This window comes from Chroogloeocystis siderophila 5.2 s.c.1, assembly GCF_001904655.1.
In the GTDB taxonomy this organism is placed as follows: Bacteria; Cyanobacteriota; Cyanobacteriia; order Cyanobacteriales; family Chroococcidiopsidaceae; genus Chroogloeocystis; species Chroogloeocystis siderophila.
In genome coordinates this window covers 202,164-222,197 of record NZ_MRCC01000007.1, presented here as the reverse complement: position 1 = coordinate 222,197, position 20,034 = coordinate 202,164, and the positions used below count along the sequence as shown (strand labels likewise).

Sequence of the window (20,034 nt, the reverse complement as noted above, 5' to 3'; positions counted from 1 at the left end):
GCTTGGCTAAGTAGGCTACAAAAGTTATGCAAGTATATTGGCAGCATATAGATAATACTTGCCCTGTTTTTCAGTGATAGAGACATTGTCAGCAAACCATGAAAAAGTGCTTGTGGTTTCTAGTTCTCGCTCTCATCGGTTGTTTAGCCGCGTGTGGAGTTTCTACTGTAAGTACGCCTACGTTAGTGACTTCTCCCTCACCTTTGGCTGAGACAATTACCTTGACTGTTTCCGCAGCCGCAGATTTAAACTACGTCTTTCCAGAGATTGGTAAGCTGTGGGAACAAGAAACCGGAAATCAAGTAACGTTTAACATGGGATCGACAGGACAACTTGCCCAGCAGATTGAGCGAGGAGCACCTGTGGATTTGTTTGCCGCAGCTAATAAGCAATTTATCGAAGATTTAGACCAAAAAGGGTTAATAAGTTCAGAAACAAAGGCATTGTATGGGGTAGGGCGCATTACAATCTGGCAGCGAAAAAATAGCTCCCTCAATATTCAAAACATTAAAGACTTAACTCAACCGCAGATTCAGCGAGTGGCGATCGCCAATCCCAATCACGCACCCTATGGCGTCGCTGCGCGGGAAGCTTTGCAATCGGCAGGTATTTGGGAAGAACTGCAACCGAAACTTGTCTTTGGCGAAAACATCCGACAAACACAGCAATACGCAGAAACAGGAAATGCAGATGTGGCGATCGCTGCGCTTTCTATCAGTGTCAATAAACCAGGCAAGTGGATTTTAATTCCTGCTGTTTTACATCAACCTCTCGAACAAATGCTCGCAGTTCCTAAAAGTGCCCGTCATCCAGAGGTAGCTAAGCAATTTGCCGCTTTTATCAATGGCGCACAGGGAAGACCTTTGATGCGCAAATATGGCTTCATTTTACCAGGGGAGGAACCAGTATTATGATCTGGCAGCCGTTTATGCTGTCTTTACAAGTCACAATCGTTGCTAGTATTCTAATTCTAATATTTGGTTTAAGCATAGGAATTTGGCTTGCCAGAAAACAGTTTCCAGGGCAGATTTTTGTTTCCACACTGCTAAATTTGCCATTAGTGTTGCCACCTAGTGTTGTAGGTTATTTCTTGTTGCTGGTATTGGGAAGAGGTAGCCCAATCAAAGAGTGGTTTGGCATTGATTTATTATTTACTTGGCAAGCTGGAGTAATCGCCTCTGCTGTTGTCGCATTTCCTTTAATGGTTGAATCAACCAGAGCCGCGATCGCCAATGTCGATCCTGAATTAGAAGCCGCAGCGCGTACCCTTGGTTCAACAGAACTAGAAGTCCTTTGGCGGGTGACAATTCCCGTTGCATACCGAGGTATTTTAGCTGGTTTTGGGTTGAGTGTGGCAAGGGGTCTTGGAGAATTCGGAGCCACCTTAATGGTTGCAGGTAGTATCCCTGGAAGAACGCAAACATTACCTTTAGCTATCTACGATGCAGTACAAATGCAACGCTATGAATTAGCAAACCTCATGGTTTTGATCACCACAGCGATCGCCTTTGCTGTGCTGTGGTGGGTGCGATATCTAGAATCACAACAACCCCAGAGTCAACGACAACAGCACAAGAAACTGCAAAAAGAAAGATTCAATGCAACTCATCGTCGATATTCAAAAGCAACTTCCCAGCTATTCTCTAGAAGTCGCTTTTAAAGTTGAGCAAGAAGCGTTAGGAATTTTGGGGAGTTCAGGTTCAGGCAAAAGTATGACTTTGCGCTGTATTGCCGGAATTGAAACACCTGATAGTGGAGTCATCGTGCTAAACGACCGAATTCTATATGACTCTTGCAAGGGAATTAGTTTGCCTAGTCGCGATCGCAACGTCGGTTTTCTTTTCCAAAATTATGCTCTTTTTCCTCATCTTACTGTTGCGCAAAATATTGCCTACGGTTTGAAAGGCTTACCGAAGAGTGTGCAAGCAAGACGCGTTGCCACTCAACTAGAACAAGTTAAACTAGCAAGGTTTGAGCATTGTTATCCTCATCAACTATCCGGCGGACAACAACAAAGAGTGGCGCTAGCTAGAGCGTTAGCGACTAGTCCAGAGATTTTGCTATTAGATGAGCCATTTTCTGCGCTCGATACTCATTTACGTAGCGAACTAGAAAAGCAACTTATTAAAACCTTATCTAGCTATCAAGGATTAACTTTATTTGTCAGTCATAATTTAGAGGAAGCTTACCGAATTTGCCAAAAATTGATTGTTCTCTCTGCTGGCAAGATTGTTGCAGATGGAAACAAACAAAACGTTTTTGAACAGCCCAACACATTAACTGTCGCACGACTCACTGGCTGTAAAAATATTTCCCGCATTCAACCAATAGGCTCCCAACAAATTCAAGCACTAGATTGGAACTGTACTCTGCAATCCTCTGAACCTGTTTCTTTGCTGCATACCCATGTAGGTATTCGTGCCCATCAAATTACCTTTCCAGAGCAATATCAGGAAAATACGTTTCTCTGTTGGTTAGTTTGGACGAGTGAAACACCGCATCGCATGACTGTATATCTAAAGTTGCAAGAACCACCGCTCAACACAGACGACTATCACTTCCAGGCAGAAATATTCAAGGACAATTGGGAATATCTGAAAAATCGCCCCTTACCGTGGTTTGCTTGTTTAGATTCACGTCGTTTGTTTTTACTCAACGATTGACAGCTTTCAGGCTATGTGGAATCTGGTAATGTAATACTAATTCGGAATACTCGTAATTTGTAGTGGGCTGCGCCCCGCTGCGCAGGGCGTAATTAAAAACCCATAGCCGTAGGTTTAAACCTACGGGTTGGCGCGTGAATCTGTTGTCAGAATCACGAGAAACGATACGTATGCAGGTTTGGGTAACATACGCTAAAACCACTGATGTTAGATACCGCTTTGTGCCAGTTCTTAAGAACTTTGATTAAGCAGTGTGAAGCAACACGATCTTTACAACAACCTCAAGCAAGTGCGGCTGCGCTTGGGTATGAGCCAGCAAGACTTAGCTGTTATTGCCGGAGTTTCTCGACAAACCATTGATGGTGTGGAATCAGGACAATATGCCCCGTCAACTACCAGAGCACTTCGTTTAGCAAAGGCATTAGGGTGTCAAGTCGAAGATTTGTTCTGGCTGGAACAAGACACTCCTCAAATTGAGGCAGTTCCCACACAGCATACTCCTACTAACAAAACACTACGCTTGAGCTTAGCGCAAGTTGGCGGACGCTGGATAGCTTATCCACTGTTGGGCAATGATGCTTTTCGGATGGAAATGATTCCTGCTGATGGAGAAGGAAAATATGATTCATCTTCATCGATACAAGTTAAGTTGCTCGACGATCTAGAAAAACTCCATCAAACCGTTGTTTTAGCCGGTTGCACGCCAGATCTCTCGCTAGGGGCGCGGGCAGCAGAACGCTGGCATCCTGAATTACGAGTTCATTGGACAACTGACAACAGTATGACTGCGTTGCAGCGACTATGTCGCGGGGAAGTTCATATTGCTGGTATGCATTTATACGATCCTATGACTCAGGAACACAATGTTCCTTTCGTGCAAGCTGCTTTACAAGACAACACAGCAGTTTTAATTAATTTGGGAAGTTGGGAAGAGGGATTAATGATGCAGCCAGGAAATCCACTCAGCCTTAAATCTGTAGAAGATTTAACTTTACCTGGAGTTACAATTGTTAACCGAGAAGCGGGATCGGGTAGCCGTCAATTGTTAGAGCGATCGCTTCAGCAAGCAGGCATTGATTTTAAACTTGTAAAAGGCTTTGAACAGACTGTCTGTGGACATCTAGAGGTGGCGCAGGCGATCGCAACAGTAAAGCAACAGCAGGAGTCAGTACCGCATCAGTTGCCGCTGCTTTTGGATTAGAATTTCTACCACTGCATCGTTCCCGATACGATTTAGTCCTTCTTAAGCCTTACCTAGATGAAGCCCCTGTGCAACAATTACTTAGTACATTAGGGCATCACCTCGTTCTCTCAGTGCGATTCGTTGGCTAGAAACCAAGCCTGCTAAAGGTTTGGGCGATTAGCCGCAAGGTAAAACTAGGGAGCAATCCCGAAAACAGAACCTTGACAACTGAGTGACCATGAGGGTGTAAATCCCTCCCCTGTAGATGCCACGTGAAAGCATATCGCCTACGGTAGCGACTAGCCATCAATCCGTAAAGCGGAGATAAACGCCTTAAACACTCCCAGTCCAGGGTAGTGTTGGGCAAGCAAAGAGCCTAGATGGGTGTAGCAATACCCCACATCCGAGTAAAGCAACGTAAAGCAACAGCTTGAATTTACGTTTAAACCATCGTCACGTGGAACCAGCAAAAAGGACTGATTAGCTGGGAGACCTAAAAAGGCAAGGATAGAGGTTGGCAGATGTTAGACTGACCAACAGCATCTCTAAATAAACCTGGTGGAGAGTGGAACTCTAAAGACTCATAGTATGGTCACTCAAAACGAAGTAACCCCCCGTATGTCTTGGTAGTCGAATACCAGGAGTAGGTGCTAACCGGATGCTGCGGGATGGTGGAATTGAGTCAAAAGCAAACGCCTTGCTGTAATGGCAAGGATAGGCTGACAGAATGAAAAAGATGGCTGCACGTCGCCGCAAAACGCTGGTGGTATGCCTTGAATGTCATCGTGATACGGAAACGGTCATGCGTCGTTTGGAGGGAGCGATTGGAAAAGTGCCAGCAATGGGAACTCGTTGGTCGCCTATCCTATCTCAAGCACGGTTTTGAAGACGAGCGGGACTCGTGAGGATCTCGCTGAGTTTAACCGGGCGTAAAGAGAGCATATGACTACTTCGGTAGCAATTCTCAGTGAAGCGTCAAGAATCCTAGCTCTAAAGGGCAGGGAGTATGTCAATTAACTTAGTTGAGCAACAAGTTGATTTTGCAACAAGATTTGATTTGTGAATAGATCCTCTACTGTAATACGTAAAAACCGCTGCTGATCGACTTGAAATAATACTTTAACGCGATCGCTTCCTGGATAACCTGGCGGCGTTAGTTGAGCAATTGATCGCGCCCCATCTTGATCGTTGAGCGGTTTAACTTGGCTTTGTCCGCTGTCGAGACGACGTGTCACAAGGCGATCGCCATCAAAATAAATTTCGGTTCCGCCCGTTTCTTGCCCAAGCTCACCGATAATTAATTCAATACTTGGTTGATTATCTACGGAAGCACCTAAAACGAGTTCTACTGGCTCGCTCATCGGATAAGGTTGTCCAGCTTTAATCAGAGGATGCCATTTATGACCGTTTTGGCGTCGATCCCAATAGCGCACGCCATAGCTGTGATAAAGAAAATCTTTAATTTCTATTCCTTGACTGAGTTGTAAAGCACCTTGTGCGATCGCTTCAAAAGGTTTTTCACAACGGATTTTTGCCGCATCGAAATACTGTTGTATCCACGTTTGTACAGCAGGCATTTGTGCTGTACCACCGACGAGTAACACGGCATTAATATCAGCAACTTCTAGCCCTTGTCGTCGTGCTTGTTGCAAAAGTTGCGTCATTGATTCATCTAATCGTTCAAAAAATGCGTGTTCTTGCAAAATATTTTCTAAACTCGCACGGTCTAACTCTAGTTGATAAGTTTCAAAGGTTTCATCATTAAAATAAACCTCACTTGCTTGCGGTTGCGTTGATAATTGAATCTTTAATTTTTCTGCAAGTCGTGTTGTTAAGGAATTGACAACTAAACCCTGCGTCGCAGCAAAGTAATCAACTAACCAATTATCAATATCCGAACCACCAAGATTTTGCCCTGCTTTGGCAAGTACCTGCGCCGTCTTGGGTTTTTGCCCTGATTTTTCGCTAAATAACTTATCGCCCCATTTCAGCACAAAGCCTAATGGTTTTTGCCCTGATTGTCCACTCCCATCGAGCTTTACCAAAGATAAATCGAGAGTTCCACCGCCAAAGTCAACAACGAGTAAATTCTCTCGATCGGCTAAACCATAACCTAAAGCAGCAGCAGTTGGTTCATCAATTAGCCGCACTTGTTCAACTGCTAGCGATTGACAAACGGCTCCTAACCAGTGACGATAAGCCTCAAAGCTATCGACAGGTACAGTCAATACGAGAGAATTACCAACATCAGGAGTTTCTGCATTGAGCGTTGTGATGATTTGTGTTAAAAACCATTGTCCGACTTGCTCAAAAGTGATCATCTCGCCATCGAGTTCGGGAAGAAATCCTTGAATATTGCTACCAATTCCGCGTTTGAAGCTGCGGAAAAATCGCGGGTTACTTGTAAGATCAAGTCCGCGATCGCGTACCGCTTGTCCGACAATGACCTTTTTTTGGGCTGCATCTTCCACATACACCAAACTCGGAACCAAAGGCGGATTTAACCCTTGTTGTACTGAAAGCCCCGCTAAACTGATTGTTTCTGGCTTTTGCGTTATGGGGTTCCAACGCGCTATGCAAGTGTTACTCGTACCAAAATCAATTGCGATCGCCATTCAACTATCTACTATGCTTTAATTCCTCATCTTATTCATACTATTTACTGTAAGCACAGGAACATCTGAATTACTTAGTTAGGATTGGTAAAAGATATTGGCTACTTTAATAACTACGCTTTCCCTCACTCCTCGCTCCTAGCTTTTAGCCCCTTATTCTAGCCACTCTTTTTGTAATAGAGTGATCGCGTCTTCTTTGGCTTTGGCTTCAACTTCGATCCAGGGGGCTTCGCGGTAGACGCTTGGCATTGTTGTAATTAAATTACTGTGCTTGCGATCGTTAAAAGCAGTTTCGCCGTTGGAAATATGTACCAATTGCCAATCTGGATTTTCCCAAGTGTCGCGCGCTGCATAAAACATTTCTGCAACTGAGGGATCTTCGTAGCTACTTAATTTTTCATGACAAATATGATGATGCGCGTCAAACACCATTGGTACACCTGTACATTGACACACTTCTAAAATTTCCCTAGCGCTATAAGCATATTCATCATTCTCAAACGTTAAACGGCTTTTGATTTCCGCTGGTAAGTCGTTCACAACTTGAATAAGTTGTTCTGGACGTTGCGCTTTACCACCATGAATATTCATTAAAGACCAATGCGATTGCGGTAATCCTAATAAGTCTAAATCTTGTGAATGCCGTTGCAAAATTTGAATACTCGATTGCACAACGCTAGGGGAATCGGAACTTAATACAACGTACTGATCGGGATGCAGCACGATCCGAATTCCTAATTCTGTGGCACGTTGTCCGATTTTACCCAACTCATCGCGCATTTGTTCTAAAACTTGTGCGCCGATTTGATCTTCCCAATCATTCAAGGGAAATAAACTTGAGGAAGCGCGGTAAAGCTTGATGTTGTGTTGCTGACAAAACGAAAGCGCTTTGTGGAACCGACTGAGATTATCGGTGTAAATATCTTTGAGCGTGCTTTCCCGTTGGCTATCACTTAGTGTGAGATAACGCGTACGCGTAATTGTGCGGAAGCGGACTTCTTTAGAAAAGGTGACACACACTAAACCAAGATTCGGTTGCGGCGATCGCACTGCTGAAGATGTCTTAAGCAAATTCTTTAGCTCAACTGCTGTCATTTATTATTTATTGTTAAACACATTCTTATTCAACTGAGCTTTGCCCTGGAAAAGTAGTACCTCCAGGAAGAATTGGCTGCGATCGCAAATATGTCAAGTATTGATGACCGCAACTAGTTATCTTTCTTTTAATAGATGACACTAGTTGTCTTCTATCTTTCTATAGATTTATCAAAAATAGTAAATTCCCCTCAAAGTGTGTTTCTTTGTGTCACAAACCTTGCATTCTTAACTGATTAATGCTCTAAGAACGCCAATTCACACGACTTTGCCCCACTTTGTCAATAATGCTACAAAGTGTCTTTTTGTCAAGTTTATGAAATACTTCTTTAGGTTAATGGCGGACAAATGAAATATTTCTTAACCTGAGGAGGCAAAGCGAGTAACGAGGATCACAATCCTGCTGACTCCTGAACCATGCAATAAGAGCGTTAATTGACCGTAAGGCGTCAAATTTATGAACAATCAGCAATCAGCGGATGCGACGATCTTCCTAGGAAACCTCAAAAACGGAATATGGCTATTGGGGATATCCTCGTGGCTGTTTGGTATCACTGACAGAACCATTGCTTCTTTTTCTGATGGTTATCTATCGGCAATAGATATTATTCAGTTATTTACCGCATCCTTCTTTTTCGTCAGTTGGCTCTTTCTCAAGCCAACATCAAAAGTGCAAACTCGATAGCATCAGCTTCAGTTCACTTGTGTCATTGAAACCAGAAAGCGCTTATCTGTTGATGGAATATTACGATGCAGAATCTCTGCAAGACTTTGAGTATCTTGAATAATTTTCATCCCAATCGGAGAGAAGGTTTTTTCGTTAAACACGTTTTCCGCAAGTAAAGGATTCGTCAACGCTTGCGAAAAGGCATCAATACCGACAAGTCTGCCAATTAAAGGAGACAAAGCAGAATTTGGGCGTGTATCTTCCGCAAACAGTCCTACATAGTATTCAATGTTATCAACATGACCGTATAAGGCTTTAAGATCCTTTTGCGTTCCTTCATCTTCCGTAATTTGATTGAAGTTGGTCACTCTAGGAAACTTGCAAATTTCTCTATAACCGTTGTAGCTAGCTAGTTTGGTATCGCGTCCTAATTTAATACTGTTGATGTCGGTGTTAAGAATAAAGTGAAGAGTGTTGTGCAAGCCAATATCGCCAGCAGGTTGCTTAGAGGCAGCGTCGAATAATATTCCTAAGCCTTTATCTGTAATTAAATCATTATTCCATTGAGTTTTTGCTATAGGAACTTCTTCGTTATTTAGCACAACTTTATCTGGTACAAGGCTATGCCAGCGATACAATAAGTTGAACTCTACTGTCATCCAATTTTGGCGATACCACTTTTCGTTTGTAAATGCAGTGGGATCGAGAATGAACTTGAAGTGATACGGAGTGATGTGATTAATGTACTCTTCAATCACAATTTTAATCAGCAAGACAATCACAATATTTCTCGCGGTTTGAAAGAGTCGTTCGTCATCCCAATCCTTATACGCTTGTGCCAAAACATCACAGATACGATTATGTTCCCTTAGAAACAGGGTATTCATCATCACATAGCCGATCTGGACGTTACCGCGTTCGTTACCCATGGCAAATAGGTGGTTCTTCTGCACTGGAGTCGTCCATTCTTCCCGAAAAATTGGTGCAGGTAAGTCTTTAAATTCTTCCCTGACTTGTCCGTTTTCAAAGTAGTAAAGAGGATAGTCTTCACCATTGATTGTTTGATAGCGTAACTTACCTCCTTGATGCAGTCTTAAAATATTAGTAATATTTTGATTTAATCCATACAGTGGGCTGATATCAATTTCATGATTAGAAGTATTTTTTAGGTTATTATTTCTATCAGTACGTAAAAAACCATCAGTAAACCACTGCGCAAAGTAAGAAAACAACAGCGTAGATTTGGGAGATAAAATTGCGTTGCCTTTACGCAAAAATAGATTTTCGGCGATCGCTTCCGGTGATGGTAGTTTCTCGTAATCTCGCTCAACTGGAGGTAAATGTCGTCCGCTATACTTTCTATCGGTTAACGAGTCCCATGATGTATAAGGTGCCATTGTGCTGAAGGGATACGGACGAGTCGGAATTTTATAAATGGCGTTGTTGATGAGGAATTTATTGATTTTGCGTTTGAGGTAATTGTTTTTTTGTACTAAGTTCCAAAACCACTTGAAGTGCGTTAAAATATAGTACTCAATATTATTTCTCAATCCGTCTTTTGCGGTACTCCTTCTTTTCATAGCAGCGCCCACCTATTGAGTATGAAAATGTTGCTGATGTTTACAAAGACGCAATACGAACGTGAATTCGACAGCCTGACAGTTAAAATCGCGGCTTGACAAACAAAGTCCATGAAGGTGGACTTATAAAATCAGCGTTGCTTAAGCCAAACGGTTTCAACTACTAAGTAAGTGGGTAAAAATAAACATAACTTAAGGGCTGGTAACTGGTCATTGGAAAGAGTTTCTATTACCCATTAACGCCAGTTGCTACAACGGAGGACTCCTCGAAGGGCGCACTGGCTCCCCATTACCTATTACCAGTTACCTGACAATGTTACAAATGTTACAAATGATATTTAAGTTATGCCCACCTACTTAGCTTTTCTTCGTCGAACTGACGTTATATTAACGTTAAGGAGTAACTACAAAAGAACGAGGAAAATTCCTGAAAATTTTCGACGTATCTTATCGATAAGAAGATACTGAGTTTTTCTCAACCTGAGCATGACGACGATGGCGACGTTGACGCCAAACTCGCAAGCTGAGAATACACGCAACTAACCACACTACTCCTGCTGCGTAACCTGCGATGACGTCAGTGGGCCAATGCACGCCTAAATATACGCGACTAAAGCCGATCGCAATGATTAATAAAACTGTAATGCTCGTAATTAATTTCTGTCGGTACGGAAAGTAACCCGTAAGTATATAAGCAATCAAACCATAAATAACGAGTGACATCACCGCATGACCGCTGGGAAAGCTGTAATCTCTTAATTTGATAAATTGTTCCCAAAACTGCGGTCTTTCGCGGGTAAATACTTGCTTGAGAACAAACTGAAGTAACAGCGCACCAATGTAAGCGATCGCTAGTGTATTTGCTGCTGATCGCCGATGATGTTTGTATAACCACACTCCCAACACAAGACAAAAGACAAACAACACGATTGGATCGCCCAAAAAAGTGGTTCCCATCATTGCTTGGTCGAGTAATGGGTAATGAATACCTCTTATTGCCAGCATAATTGCTGTATCAAAGGCATTCGTTTGTTGTTCTAAAACTTGCCGCGCCAATCGCGCAAATATCCATAGTGATAATACTGAAACGAGTATCCCAATGACTCTAATGCGGAATACTCGTAAAGAGAGTTTTGCCAGCTTGGAACGCATTCATATCGACTTAGACAACTAATATCCAGTTTAAGAGAAACTATCCCAAGCTTGAGCGACTACATCACTCAACCAGCGTCGTTGCTGGACATCGAGTAAACTATCGTCGGCTAGCACTTGAGCAGTCAATTGTTCTAATGATTGACCTTGAGCGCGGACAATTGTAATGACGCCAGCGATCGCGGCCGCGACTAATTCTTCGTCTACAGGTTTTTGGCGTAGATCAGCAATTTCTTCAGGACTAGCAGGAATGGGATAATGCATAGCGGGTTTTTACACAAATAGGAACTACTTTAATAAACTTAGTTAGATTGTAAACTTTCTTAAAAAAAATCTCAGTTAACTGTATGGGGAAGTTTAGCGCAAACTGTGATTTTGTCAACTCTATCTGCATAAATAATTAACTCGGAGTTAAGATCAGCAAAATGAGAGAACTTGTTTACATAGAAATTCCCACACCAAATACAGCGGCTGTCCGTAGCTGGCTGCAAACGGCATGGGTACCGGAAAAAGGAGAAAAAATTATCACTCCTGAAGGGCTACGTCTAAGAATGCCCCAAAATTTATCTCCGGTAACATTTATTTCAGATCCTTCAGAAGATCAACTGCCTTCTGAACTCTCCGTTTTTGTTTGGTCTGTGCAGCGGACAACGTATCTTAAAGTATTTCGCTGGGGCGATCGCGCTTTCCCAAATGAAAAGCAAATTTTGCAACGCCTGATAGCAGAACTACGAGTTCAATTTCCGCACAATTACCCCGAACCCCCTGAAATTGGCAATCAATCAATTTTTGCTGCATTAGCTCCCTATTATCCTTTGACTGTCAAGTTTTTTCAGAAATTTCCCCAAGGAGAGTATGACTTGACACGTGCTTATTGGTGGGAGAAACGATGGCGCGCAGGTGTCCGCAATCCCCAACAGCCACAGCAAGTTATTTTCAAGCTTGGTACCGAACAGCCCTCAACACCCACTTATGACTTGATTTATATAGGTGGCGCATTAGGCGTCATTCATGCGGCGGTGATGGCGCAGTTAGGATACAAAGTGTTGTTAATCGAGCGCTTACCGTTTGGGCGAATGAATCGCGAGTGGAACATTTCCCGCGCCGAACTCCAAAGCTTAATTAACTTGGGTTTGTTTACCGCTGTTGAGTGTGAAAGCCTGATTGCGCGCGAGTACAAAGACGGATTTAATAAGTTTTTCGACGGCAATAACCCGAATCATCTGAGATCGTCTGTTTTACACACTCCCACTGTATTAAACGTTGCGCTCGATGCTGAAAAGCTATTGCGGATGTGTGGCGAAAAGTTACAAGCGGCTGGGGGAGAAATTTGGGATGAGACGGAATTTCTCAACGCGGCGATAGCAGATACACATTTAACAGTAAAAGTCAAGCATTTATCTACTCACGAGGCAGAAGCAACGGGACGCTTACTGGTAGATGCGATGGGAACAGCATCCCCGATCGCGTGGCAGTTAAACGGCGGACGAGCGTTTGATAGCGTCTGCCCGACAGTCGGGGCGGTCATTTCTGGTGGTTTTGGTCCAGAGGTGTGGGATGCGCACTACGGCGATGTTTTAAATAGTCATGGAGATATCTCGCGCGGACGACAGCTAATTTGGGAATTATTTCCAGGTGCAGGCGACGACATTGCCATTTATCTATTTCATTACCATCAGGTAAATGCAACAAATCCTGGCTCCTTACTTGAAATGTATGAAGACTTTTTTACAATTCTGCCTGAGTACCGCCGCTGCGACATGGATCAGCTGGTTTGGAAAAAAGCAACATTTGGTTATATTCCAGGACACTTTAGTACGAGTAGCCGCGATCGCACAGTTGCGTTTGACCGACTGATTGCGATCGGTGACGCTGCATCACTGCAATCACCTTTAGTCTTTACTGGCTTTGGTTCTTTAATCCGCAACCTCGAACGTTTGACGACGCTGGTAGATACTGCCCTCAAGCACGACTTACTCAAATTTCACCACCTTAATCAAATCCGTGCTTACCAAAGCAATGTTGCTGTCACTTGGCTGTTTTCCAAAGGGATGATGGTTCCCACGGGTAGGTTTTTACCACCCCAGCGCATCAACTCGATGTTAAATACTTTCTTTGGCTTATTGACCGACGAACCGCTAGAAGTCGCGGATACTTTTATTAAAGACCGAGTAGACTGGTTAACCTTTAATCGCTTAGCGTTGAAAGCCGCCAGAAAAAATCCTTCTCAGGTCTTGTGGATTTGGGATTTAGCTGGAACAAAAGATCTTTGGCAATGGTTGGGTAACTATCTTAACTTTGGCTTAGCTGCCGTAATCAGTGCTTTACTCGGTAGTTGGTTTCCTCGTTTGCTGCGTCAAATACAACCTTGGTTGGAACCGCGTTATCCAGCTTTATGGCTAAAGCTCCTAGCTTATAACTACGAGCTTACAGCTGGTCTAGGACGTTCTTATCATATTAATCAGCGTGTCAAGCGGGAGAATCCGCAAGCAAGTAGTCAGATCGAAGTCAGAAGCTAATATACTTTTGATCGCTCCCCAACTCTGTGAATAAATGTTTTTCCTGATCTTCTCGTCTAGAAGTGGGAGAGAGTCAGAGGGGCAAGCGGTTTCCAAACTATTTAAAGTCCCCCACTCGTGGGGGATTGAGGGGGCTGATCATTCACTGTCTACATATGTGCAAAATTTGGTAATTCGATCGCCGCTAAGGTCTTACGCTTTTTAGCAACTCGCGAGGGATTTACTATCGGTGAAGGCCAGTTTGGATTCGCAAAAAATTCAGTTTCTTCCCATGCAAGTAACTCATCTAACTCGGTTGCTGGTTCTGCAACAGATTCAGATTGCGCTTCTATATCACTTTCTAGATTCAGTTCCGTTGTCGTGTTGTGATCGCCACTAGTTGTTGCGGATGATTCTAAATCTTCGGCAGACGATAGATTTTCTATCGTTAAGGTCTCACAATCCGGGGATTCTGTCACTTTGACTGTCTTCTGAGACACAGCATTAGCGCTAGTATCGCTGAGTAAATTCAAGACAGCATCATGTTGCTCTTGTGCGGTTTCCCCTAAAGTGGCGATCGCCTCAGGAAATTGTTCAATAAAAGTTTCTACTAAAGTTTTGTCTACAGGTGTTTCTGTAGTGTGCTTGAATGTTTGTGTGGTAAATACTTCAGTCTCAGGTTTCGATTCTTGGATTTCTTCTGCGTGTACTGACCAAGGCGGAATCGGTTGCGCTTGTGCAAATCTCGCTTGATTTGGTGCTGAATCAATATCCGAGTCGCGAGTTACTGTATAAGTAAAAATGCGATCGCCCTCAGTGTCAGTAGTAGTTTTAGATTTATTGCTTGATTGGTCAAAGCATTTGTCTAACGCTGCTTGCAGTTGCCTTCTGCGGTCTTGCTCGCGTAGCAAACGAGTACGTAGTTCTTGACAAGTGCTTTCGTTTTGTCGCAGTTGGTAAGTTTGTTCGTTGTAAGTTGCTTGCATTAACAACCACTCATGCTCAATCTGGTTGACGCGTTCTTGACTCGCTTGCAACTGAACTGTTAAGCCTTCAATTAAAATTTGTTGCTGTTGTGTTGTTTGTTGGTTGGTTTGTTGTTCCTGCTTGAGTCGCTTGATTTGTTCTTGCGCTGTCTCTAACTCTTGTATTTTCTGCGCGACCTGCGTCTGTAAAGCTTGCGATCGCTCGCGCTCAATTTGTAAATTTTTTCTAAACTCTACGAGTGCTTGTTCTAACTGCGTTACCCGCTGTTGTAGCTTTTGATTTGTGGAGCATAATGCTTGATTTACAATAGCTATTTCGTTTTCAAAACTTACAGGGGTGCTTAGCAGATCTTCTATTGCTTCCACGCGGCTGGAAGTCACGATTTCTGCCACATAATTTTCTCTTTGAGTCAGTTCCATATTCATAGGCAATTTGCCCTCAGCAAGCGCATTAGCATAGAGTACTCGTTCAGTTGCAGCTGAGTGAGTATTGTTGACGTTTGGGGAAATACTTAACTACGTTAATTTATCAGCTTTGTTCATAGCACATTGCTTGATGCAAGGATGCTATATTCAGCGCAACTTCTGTGTCTGTGATTTTCGTCACAATTTATTCAGAGGTCTTGGTTCAGCAGGAATAAGGATGTACTCGTGAATACTTAAATAGCTCAGATTGATACCGCAACGCAGCAACACACAAAAAAGTTGATATGTTCAGATGGACATGATATTAGGTCTTACTTAAGAAAACAAGAGGGCATCATCGAAGTATTTACATAATTAAACTGATAATTATGCATACAAACGCCGCGAATGCAGACTCATCAATAATTAGGCTTGTTGTTTCTTTGGGCGATCGCTGAGTAAAGATTTGTGTTATTAGTTTAGGAACAAAGTAATTTGGCAAACATAAACGCAACTTCGTAGCTAGCAATTACAAATAATTCAGCACTTAAGGAAGCCAACGCGGATGAAAACCTGGTAGAGGAAGTTGTTCGGGTTGCATAAATGGCTGTGGAGACGACGTTTGAGATAAGATTGGCAGTAACCATAACCGACTCGTTGTAATTGCCGCGCCGTCACTCGTGCGCGGTCCTGTCAGTGCTGAATTTGCTGCGTCTGTGACAACTTGGTCAAACAACACCGCCAAACCATCGGGTGCTAAACTCATTTGGACATCGCGTTGCTCAGGTAAAATCACCAAAGGTTTTTGGTTGCCTGTTTTGAGGTCAATTGCGACTAAATACGGTTGTTCTTCGTATTCCTCTTTTTCTAACAACTGTGTGAGCAGACAATAAAGATTCTGGCGCAGAGGATCGAACTGACAGCTTTTAATTGAGCCAGTTGTCCGCACAAGTTCGGTTGGTTCGCCTTGACTTGTTACCAAAAACAGCGATCGCGTGTAATCCGAATTAAATTTCACCATTGTTGCTTGGGTACCATCGCGCGAAAAACTCAGTACCATGCCATACTCTGGTAGAAAATCGAGCGGCTTCTCTGCGTCTGGTTGTAACGGTAAAATTCCAACCCCTTCGCCTTGTGCTACCGCAACTGAGGTGCTATCAGGTGTAATCATAAAATCGCCTCCTGGCTGGCTATTCAAGCGTTGCGGTTTTTCGTTATTACGCAGTAACCACAAGCCGAATTCTCCAGGATTTTGTTGATTCACGCGTTGCACAATAATCTTTTGTCCGTCCGCAGAAAGGTCAAATTTTAAGTTTTGATAATTTTTGTTATCCAATATCAGGTCAATCTTACCTACGGGTTCGGGATTAGCTCTATTTCCAACAAAAGGTAAGCGTAAGCCGAGAAAAGTGCGATCGCTTTGAATAAGATCAGAATTTATTCCTGTCGTTACCGTGTAAAGCTGTGAGGCGAGTAAGTCCTGATTATTGCTTCGCTCGGTAGCAGAGAACAAAACTTTTTTTCCATCAGGATAAGGCTTGAAGTCAACAACAACTAAATTTCTCGGTGTGAGAATCGTCTTCTGCTGTTGTGAGAGGTTGTAGAGGATCAGGCGTCCTTGTTCGTCTCCTTCGACTCCGAGATAAACAAAAGCGCGATCGCGCGTACGAAATCGACTACTAAACGGCTGCATCACTTTTGGAGAATTTTCAGCGACAGAAAGACGATCCTTAGCGCTGTGTAAATTAACTTGATAAGAATTTCCATACGGTGCAGGTGTCAGCAGCGTATACGCCATGCGTCGCCCCGCCCAACTAATTTTTCCTGGTAGCGGCGGATCAATTTGTAAATTTTCCTCAACGCTTACCGTATCCATCGGACGGCTAAAATTCAAAATAAAAGCAGTGTCTTCTGCTCCAATCGCTTTTCCGTCCCAGCTAAAATCTCGCACTTGTGGTGCGACACCATCTCCTCGCAACAGTAGCAGTCCAATGAAAACACTCAACACCAGCATTAAGGTGAGGGCGACGCGATCAAGTGGTTGCAGAAATTTATGACTGACAGACATAAAGCAGGGGTCAGGGATTAAAATCAGGTTGTATTAAAGTGATGAAGTACTATCAAGAGTAATGGCGCGTCTACCTGAGCGATTGACTAATATTCATAGGGGTTTTCAGGTTCAGCAATAGGCTTAAGCGAAGTTGCTTGAATCGTTAACTGGCGTTTTCCAACTAAAGTGTCAGTCGCCATTGTTCCTTCAACCTCTAACCAGGTATCGGGTGGGTAAGCTTGGCGCGATGTACTCAGTTTCACAGGTAATCCTACAGGATAAGCATCGGCAGCACAGCAAGTAATTACAAACCGCGAGATCAAAATGTAATCCGGGGGTAATTCGGGTGGATGAATCACAAAGCCCTGCACTTTAGCACGTTGTCCAGCATAAGCATCAGGTTCAGGATAAACATTTAAAGTTCTCACCCAGTCTAAAAGTGATCGCTCTTCAGGATTGCGCGCACTCCGAAAAGCTTGCGGTTGCGCCCGTGTTGCGCCTAAAGAATCAGTTACACCACGATCAAGTGCAGTTTGACTTGCAAAAACGCGGGGTGTAAATGTTAACCCCATAATTGCGGTGATTAACAATAGGCTACTACTCATTCCTGGAGGAAATAACGTTACGTGCTGCACAATCGCGCCTTTACTTGAACGCCGTTGTCGCAATAGTTGCCATGCTTTACTACTAGCAATAATCAGTAAACCAATTCCACCTGAAATCACTAACCAAAAATAATCAGGATGAATCAGCAAATTCAGCTTACCAGTTAGCCAATACCGCAGCATTAAAATGCCCCAGGCACCAATTGCTAGTACATCCAGCCATGTGAAAAACCAAGCTCTGCTTTTGGCTTGGCTTGGACTCAATTTTGCTTGTTTACGCTTGAATTTACCGCCGATCATATAATTAATTAAATAATCTGCAAGTTGATGAATAAAGTAAATAAAAATGTTAATTGAGCCGCTAAAGCAAATAAGTAAATAACAGCTTTAGGCTTAAAAATTGAGAGCATTAAACCAATTGCTTTTAAATCAATCATGGGTCCAAATATTAAAAATGCAAGCAGCGATCCGCTAGTAAATGTCGAAGAAAAAGAAAGCGCGAAAAAAGAATCAACTGTAGAACAAATCGACACAACCGCCGCCAGCAGCATCATGGCAATAATCGATGTGACTGGGCCATAACCTAGATTTAAAATTACTTCGCGCGGTACAGCAACTTGAATAAAAGCAGCGATCGCACTCCCAAACACTAAAACCGCACCCAACTCCCGCAGTTCCTGTATTGTGTTGTCTACTAATAATCGCAAACGGTCAGACAACGGTTTTGTTGGTGCCGTAGCTGCTAAACTTGCCTGAAGTACAGTAGCATCCATGCGCACCATTTGACCAGGCTGATTGAGTAAAAATGTTCCTGATTGTAATAGCGGTGATGCTTGTGTTGATTTTTTAAAATCTTGCGTTGGGCTAAAGTTATATTCCCAACTTTTAGCAATTGCAGGTTGTAGCAAAGGCTTAAGATCTTTTTGAACGCTAAAAACCCACCCGACGATAGTCGCAATTATTAATGAAAGCGCAATTCTCAGCACAACAATTTCTGGTTGATCGCGAAACGCTGTCCAAGTTGCCCAAATGACGATTGGATTCACGGTCGGTGCTGCTAACAAAAACCCGATCGCCACTGGTGTTGGTACTCCCTGCATCAACAATCGCCGCGCGACTGGGACATTACCGCATTCGCATACAGGAAACAAAAAACCTACCATACTACCAACCAAAGCACCTAATAACGGATTTTTAGGAAGTCTGGCGATTAACTTTTGCTCATCAATAAACAATAGCAGCACACTAGATAACAATACCCCTAATAACAAAAAGGGCATTGCCTCTACGAGCAAACTTAAAAACAGAGTGAAGGCGTTGTTGAGTTGAGTCATGCGTTTAGCTGTGAGGATCAACGATCTACAAGCGTCTGCTAAGCCATTCTATAAGGAGACTGGAAGAAGACAAAATATAGGCATTCAAACATATATTCCTACTTCGACATGACTTGAACGCATAAAATCATAAATGACGAAATAACGAGATGACAGTTCCAATTTCTGCGATCGCGTAGTCTGTTTAGATTTACACTCAGTACAGCCGTGTCTTAGGTTGTTATAAATTTATCAAACATTACGACCTTTGGAACTCTATTTCTATGGTTTAACAACAATAGGTGTGCTAATACTTACTGACTCGTAGCAAGTAAGAATATCTTGATTTCGCATTGACAAAAACTTAGGAAGAACATCTTTTCCAAGTAATTCTTCTGGCAACATGCTATGCAAAGCCTAGAATCAAGCTTAGTTGTGACAAACGAACACCTTACCGATTAATTTTTCTCTCGATGGAGAGACTGCTCTGTTACCCATCGATGCAGGCAAGCGCAATTAAGTTGCATATTTATGAATTTGCAATTCTGCTGGTAAACTTTCCACAATATTTCTATTTTAAATAAAAACTAGATGCAATTTTACTGTTTTGTTCGAGATAAACACAGCGTCAGTAGAATACTACAATTAAACAATTATGCTTTAACTTTATAATTATAAGGTTACGCTGTTAGTATTTATTGAATATTGCCAAGGAGTCTTTAATTTATAACGCGGCAATTTTATAAGCTGCAATAATTAATCCGCGTTTTTCACCATCAAGCACGGCAATTTCAGGTAGATGTCCTTTTGGCTCAAAACCAAGTTTCTCAAACATTCGCCGACTTGCATCATTGTGGTCAAAATACATTGCTATCAACGTTGTCACGCCTAAGCTAGGGCAATAATCGATCATTCGGCGGACTAACATTGTGCCATAGCCTTTACTCTGATGTTGTGGTGCGATATAAATACTAACTTCCGCAGTCGCATTATAAGCCGGACGTCCACCATAAAATGAAGTCAGACCAATCCACGCAACAACTTCGCGATCAATTTCTAGTACCCACAGAGGGCGCGATGCATTATGTTTTACAAACCAATCTAAACGACTCTCAACCCTAATTGGTTCAGTATCTGCGGTTGCTTTGCGTGTGGGGATTGATGCATTATAGATCCCAATAATATCTGGTAAGTCTGAAATCAGTGCATTGCGGATTTTCAT

General features: G+C 42.8%; 16 protein-coding genes and 1 pseudogene. 7 read left to right on the top strand and 10 right to left on the bottom strand.

Features of this window, described 5'->3' with window-relative positions; translation table 11 throughout:
• Positions 1 to 98 precede the first annotated feature (98 nt).
• From modA to NIES1031_RS24295, 5 genes and pseudogenes are all read left to right on the top strand, one after another.
• Positions 99 to 914, top strand: a complete 816-nt coding sequence (gene modA, locus NIES1031_RS10545; RefSeq protein ID WP_073549347.1) for a molybdate ABC transporter substrate-binding protein — start codon at positions 99 to 101, stop codon at positions 912 to 914.
• Complete coding sequence (modB, locus tag NIES1031_RS25580) at positions 911 to 1,660, top strand: molybdate ABC transporter permease subunit (protein WP_073549346.1); 750 nt, start codon at positions 911 to 913, stop codon at positions 1,658 to 1,660. The genes modA and modB overlap by 4 nt, the downstream gene beginning before the upstream one ends.
• A complete protein-coding gene (locus tag NIES1031_RS25575; RefSeq protein ID WP_073549345.1) occupies positions 1,599 to 2,663 on the top strand; it encodes a sulfate/molybdate ABC transporter ATP-binding protein in 1,065 nt (354 codons plus the stop codon). Before modB ends, NIES1031_RS25575 begins: the two co-directional genes overlap by 62 nt.
• Positions 2,664 to 2,970: 307 nt before the next feature.
• Positions 2,971 to 3,995: pseudogene (locus tag NIES1031_RS10530) on the top strand (substrate-binding domain-containing protein).
• Positions 3,996 to 4,573: 578 nt separating this feature from the next.
• On the top strand, positions 4,574 to 4,732 hold the full coding sequence (locus NIES1031_RS24295; RefSeq protein WP_178378104.1) for an HNH endonuclease: 159 nt from the start codon (positions 4,574 to 4,576) through the stop codon (positions 4,730 to 4,732).
• 127 nt (positions 4,733 to 4,859) lie between these two features.
• Here NIES1031_RS24295 and NIES1031_RS10525 read toward each other — a convergent pair whose 3' ends face one another.
• Positions 4,860 to 6,461: an Hsp70 family protein gene (locus NIES1031_RS10525; RefSeq protein ID WP_073549344.1), complete on the bottom strand. Its 1,602-nt coding sequence runs from the start codon at positions 6,459 to 6,461 to the stop codon at positions 4,860 to 4,862.
• 153 nt (positions 6,462 to 6,614) lie between these two features.
• On the bottom strand, positions 6,615 to 7,556 hold the full coding sequence (uvsE, locus tag NIES1031_RS10520) for a UV DNA damage repair endonuclease UvsE (RefSeq protein ID WP_073549343.1): 942 nt from the start codon (positions 7,554 to 7,556) through the stop codon (positions 6,615 to 6,617).
• A gap of 457 nt (positions 7,557 to 8,013) precedes the next feature.
• Here uvsE and NIES1031_RS10515 point away from each other — a divergent pair, with 457 nt between their 5' ends.
• On the top strand, positions 8,014 to 8,241 hold the full coding sequence (locus NIES1031_RS10515; protein ID WP_015188572.1) for a hypothetical protein: 228 nt from the start codon (positions 8,014 to 8,016) through the stop codon (positions 8,239 to 8,241).
• Between the two features lie 8 nt (positions 8,242 to 8,249).
• On the opposite strand, the gene NIES1031_RS10510 is transcribed toward NIES1031_RS10515, so the two are convergent.
• From NIES1031_RS10510 to NIES1031_RS10500, 3 genes are all read right to left on the bottom strand, one after another.
• Complete coding sequence (locus tag NIES1031_RS10510; protein WP_073549342.1) at positions 8,250 to 9,803, bottom strand: peroxidase family protein; 1,554 nt, start codon at positions 9,801 to 9,803, stop codon at positions 8,250 to 8,252.
• A gap of 447 nt (positions 9,804 to 10,250) precedes the next feature.
• On the bottom strand, positions 10,251 to 10,955 hold the full coding sequence (locus NIES1031_RS10505) for a phosphatase PAP2 family protein (protein WP_073549341.1): 705 nt from the start codon (positions 10,953 to 10,955) through the stop codon (positions 10,251 to 10,253).
• Between the two features lie 30 nt (positions 10,956 to 10,985).
• The gene (locus NIES1031_RS10500; protein ID WP_073549340.1) at positions 10,986 to 11,219 is read right to left on the bottom strand and encodes a hypothetical protein; all 234 of its coding nucleotides are present in this window, start codon (positions 11,217 to 11,219) and stop codon (positions 10,986 to 10,988) included.
• Positions 11,220 to 11,380: 161 nt separating this feature from the next.
• Between NIES1031_RS10500 and NIES1031_RS10495 the strand changes: the two genes are divergently transcribed.
• Positions 11,381 to 13,474: an NAD(P)/FAD-dependent oxidoreductase gene (locus NIES1031_RS10495; RefSeq protein WP_073549339.1), complete on the top strand. Its 2,094-nt coding sequence runs from the start codon at positions 11,381 to 11,383 to the stop codon at positions 13,472 to 13,474.
• Between the two features lie 149 nt (positions 13,475 to 13,623).
• Here NIES1031_RS10495 and NIES1031_RS10490 read toward each other — a convergent pair whose 3' ends face one another.
• The 5 genes from NIES1031_RS10490 to NIES1031_RS10470 all read right to left on the bottom strand — a co-directional run bounded on the left by NIES1031_RS10490 (position 13,624) and on the right by NIES1031_RS10470 (position 20,034).
• Positions 13,624 to 14,865, bottom strand: coding sequence for a hypothetical protein (locus tag NIES1031_RS10490; protein ID WP_143167747.1), 1,242 nt, complete (start codon positions 14,863 to 14,865; stop codon positions 13,624 to 13,626).
• A gap of 526 nt (positions 14,866 to 15,391) precedes the next feature.
• Positions 15,392 to 16,912, bottom strand: a complete 1,521-nt coding sequence (locus NIES1031_RS10485; protein WP_073549337.1) for a hypothetical protein — start codon at positions 16,910 to 16,912, stop codon at positions 15,392 to 15,394.
• Positions 16,913 to 16,998: 86 nt separating this feature from the next.
• Entirely contained in the window at positions 16,999 to 17,799 is an 801-nt protein-coding gene (locus tag NIES1031_RS10480; RefSeq protein WP_073549336.1) for a TIGR03943 family putative permease subunit, read from the bottom strand.
• Positions 17,800 to 17,807: 8 nt separating this feature from the next.
• Positions 17,808 to 18,833, bottom strand: coding sequence for a permease (locus tag NIES1031_RS10475; protein ID WP_073549335.1), 1,026 nt, complete (start codon positions 18,831 to 18,833; stop codon positions 17,808 to 17,810).
• A gap of 703 nt (positions 18,834 to 19,536) precedes the next feature.
• Positions 19,537 to 20,034 carry a GNAT family N-acetyltransferase gene (locus NIES1031_RS10470; protein WP_073549334.1) on the bottom strand — a complete coding sequence of 166 codons (498 nt, stop codon included), beginning with the start codon at positions 20,032 to 20,034 and terminating at the stop codon, positions 19,537 to 19,539.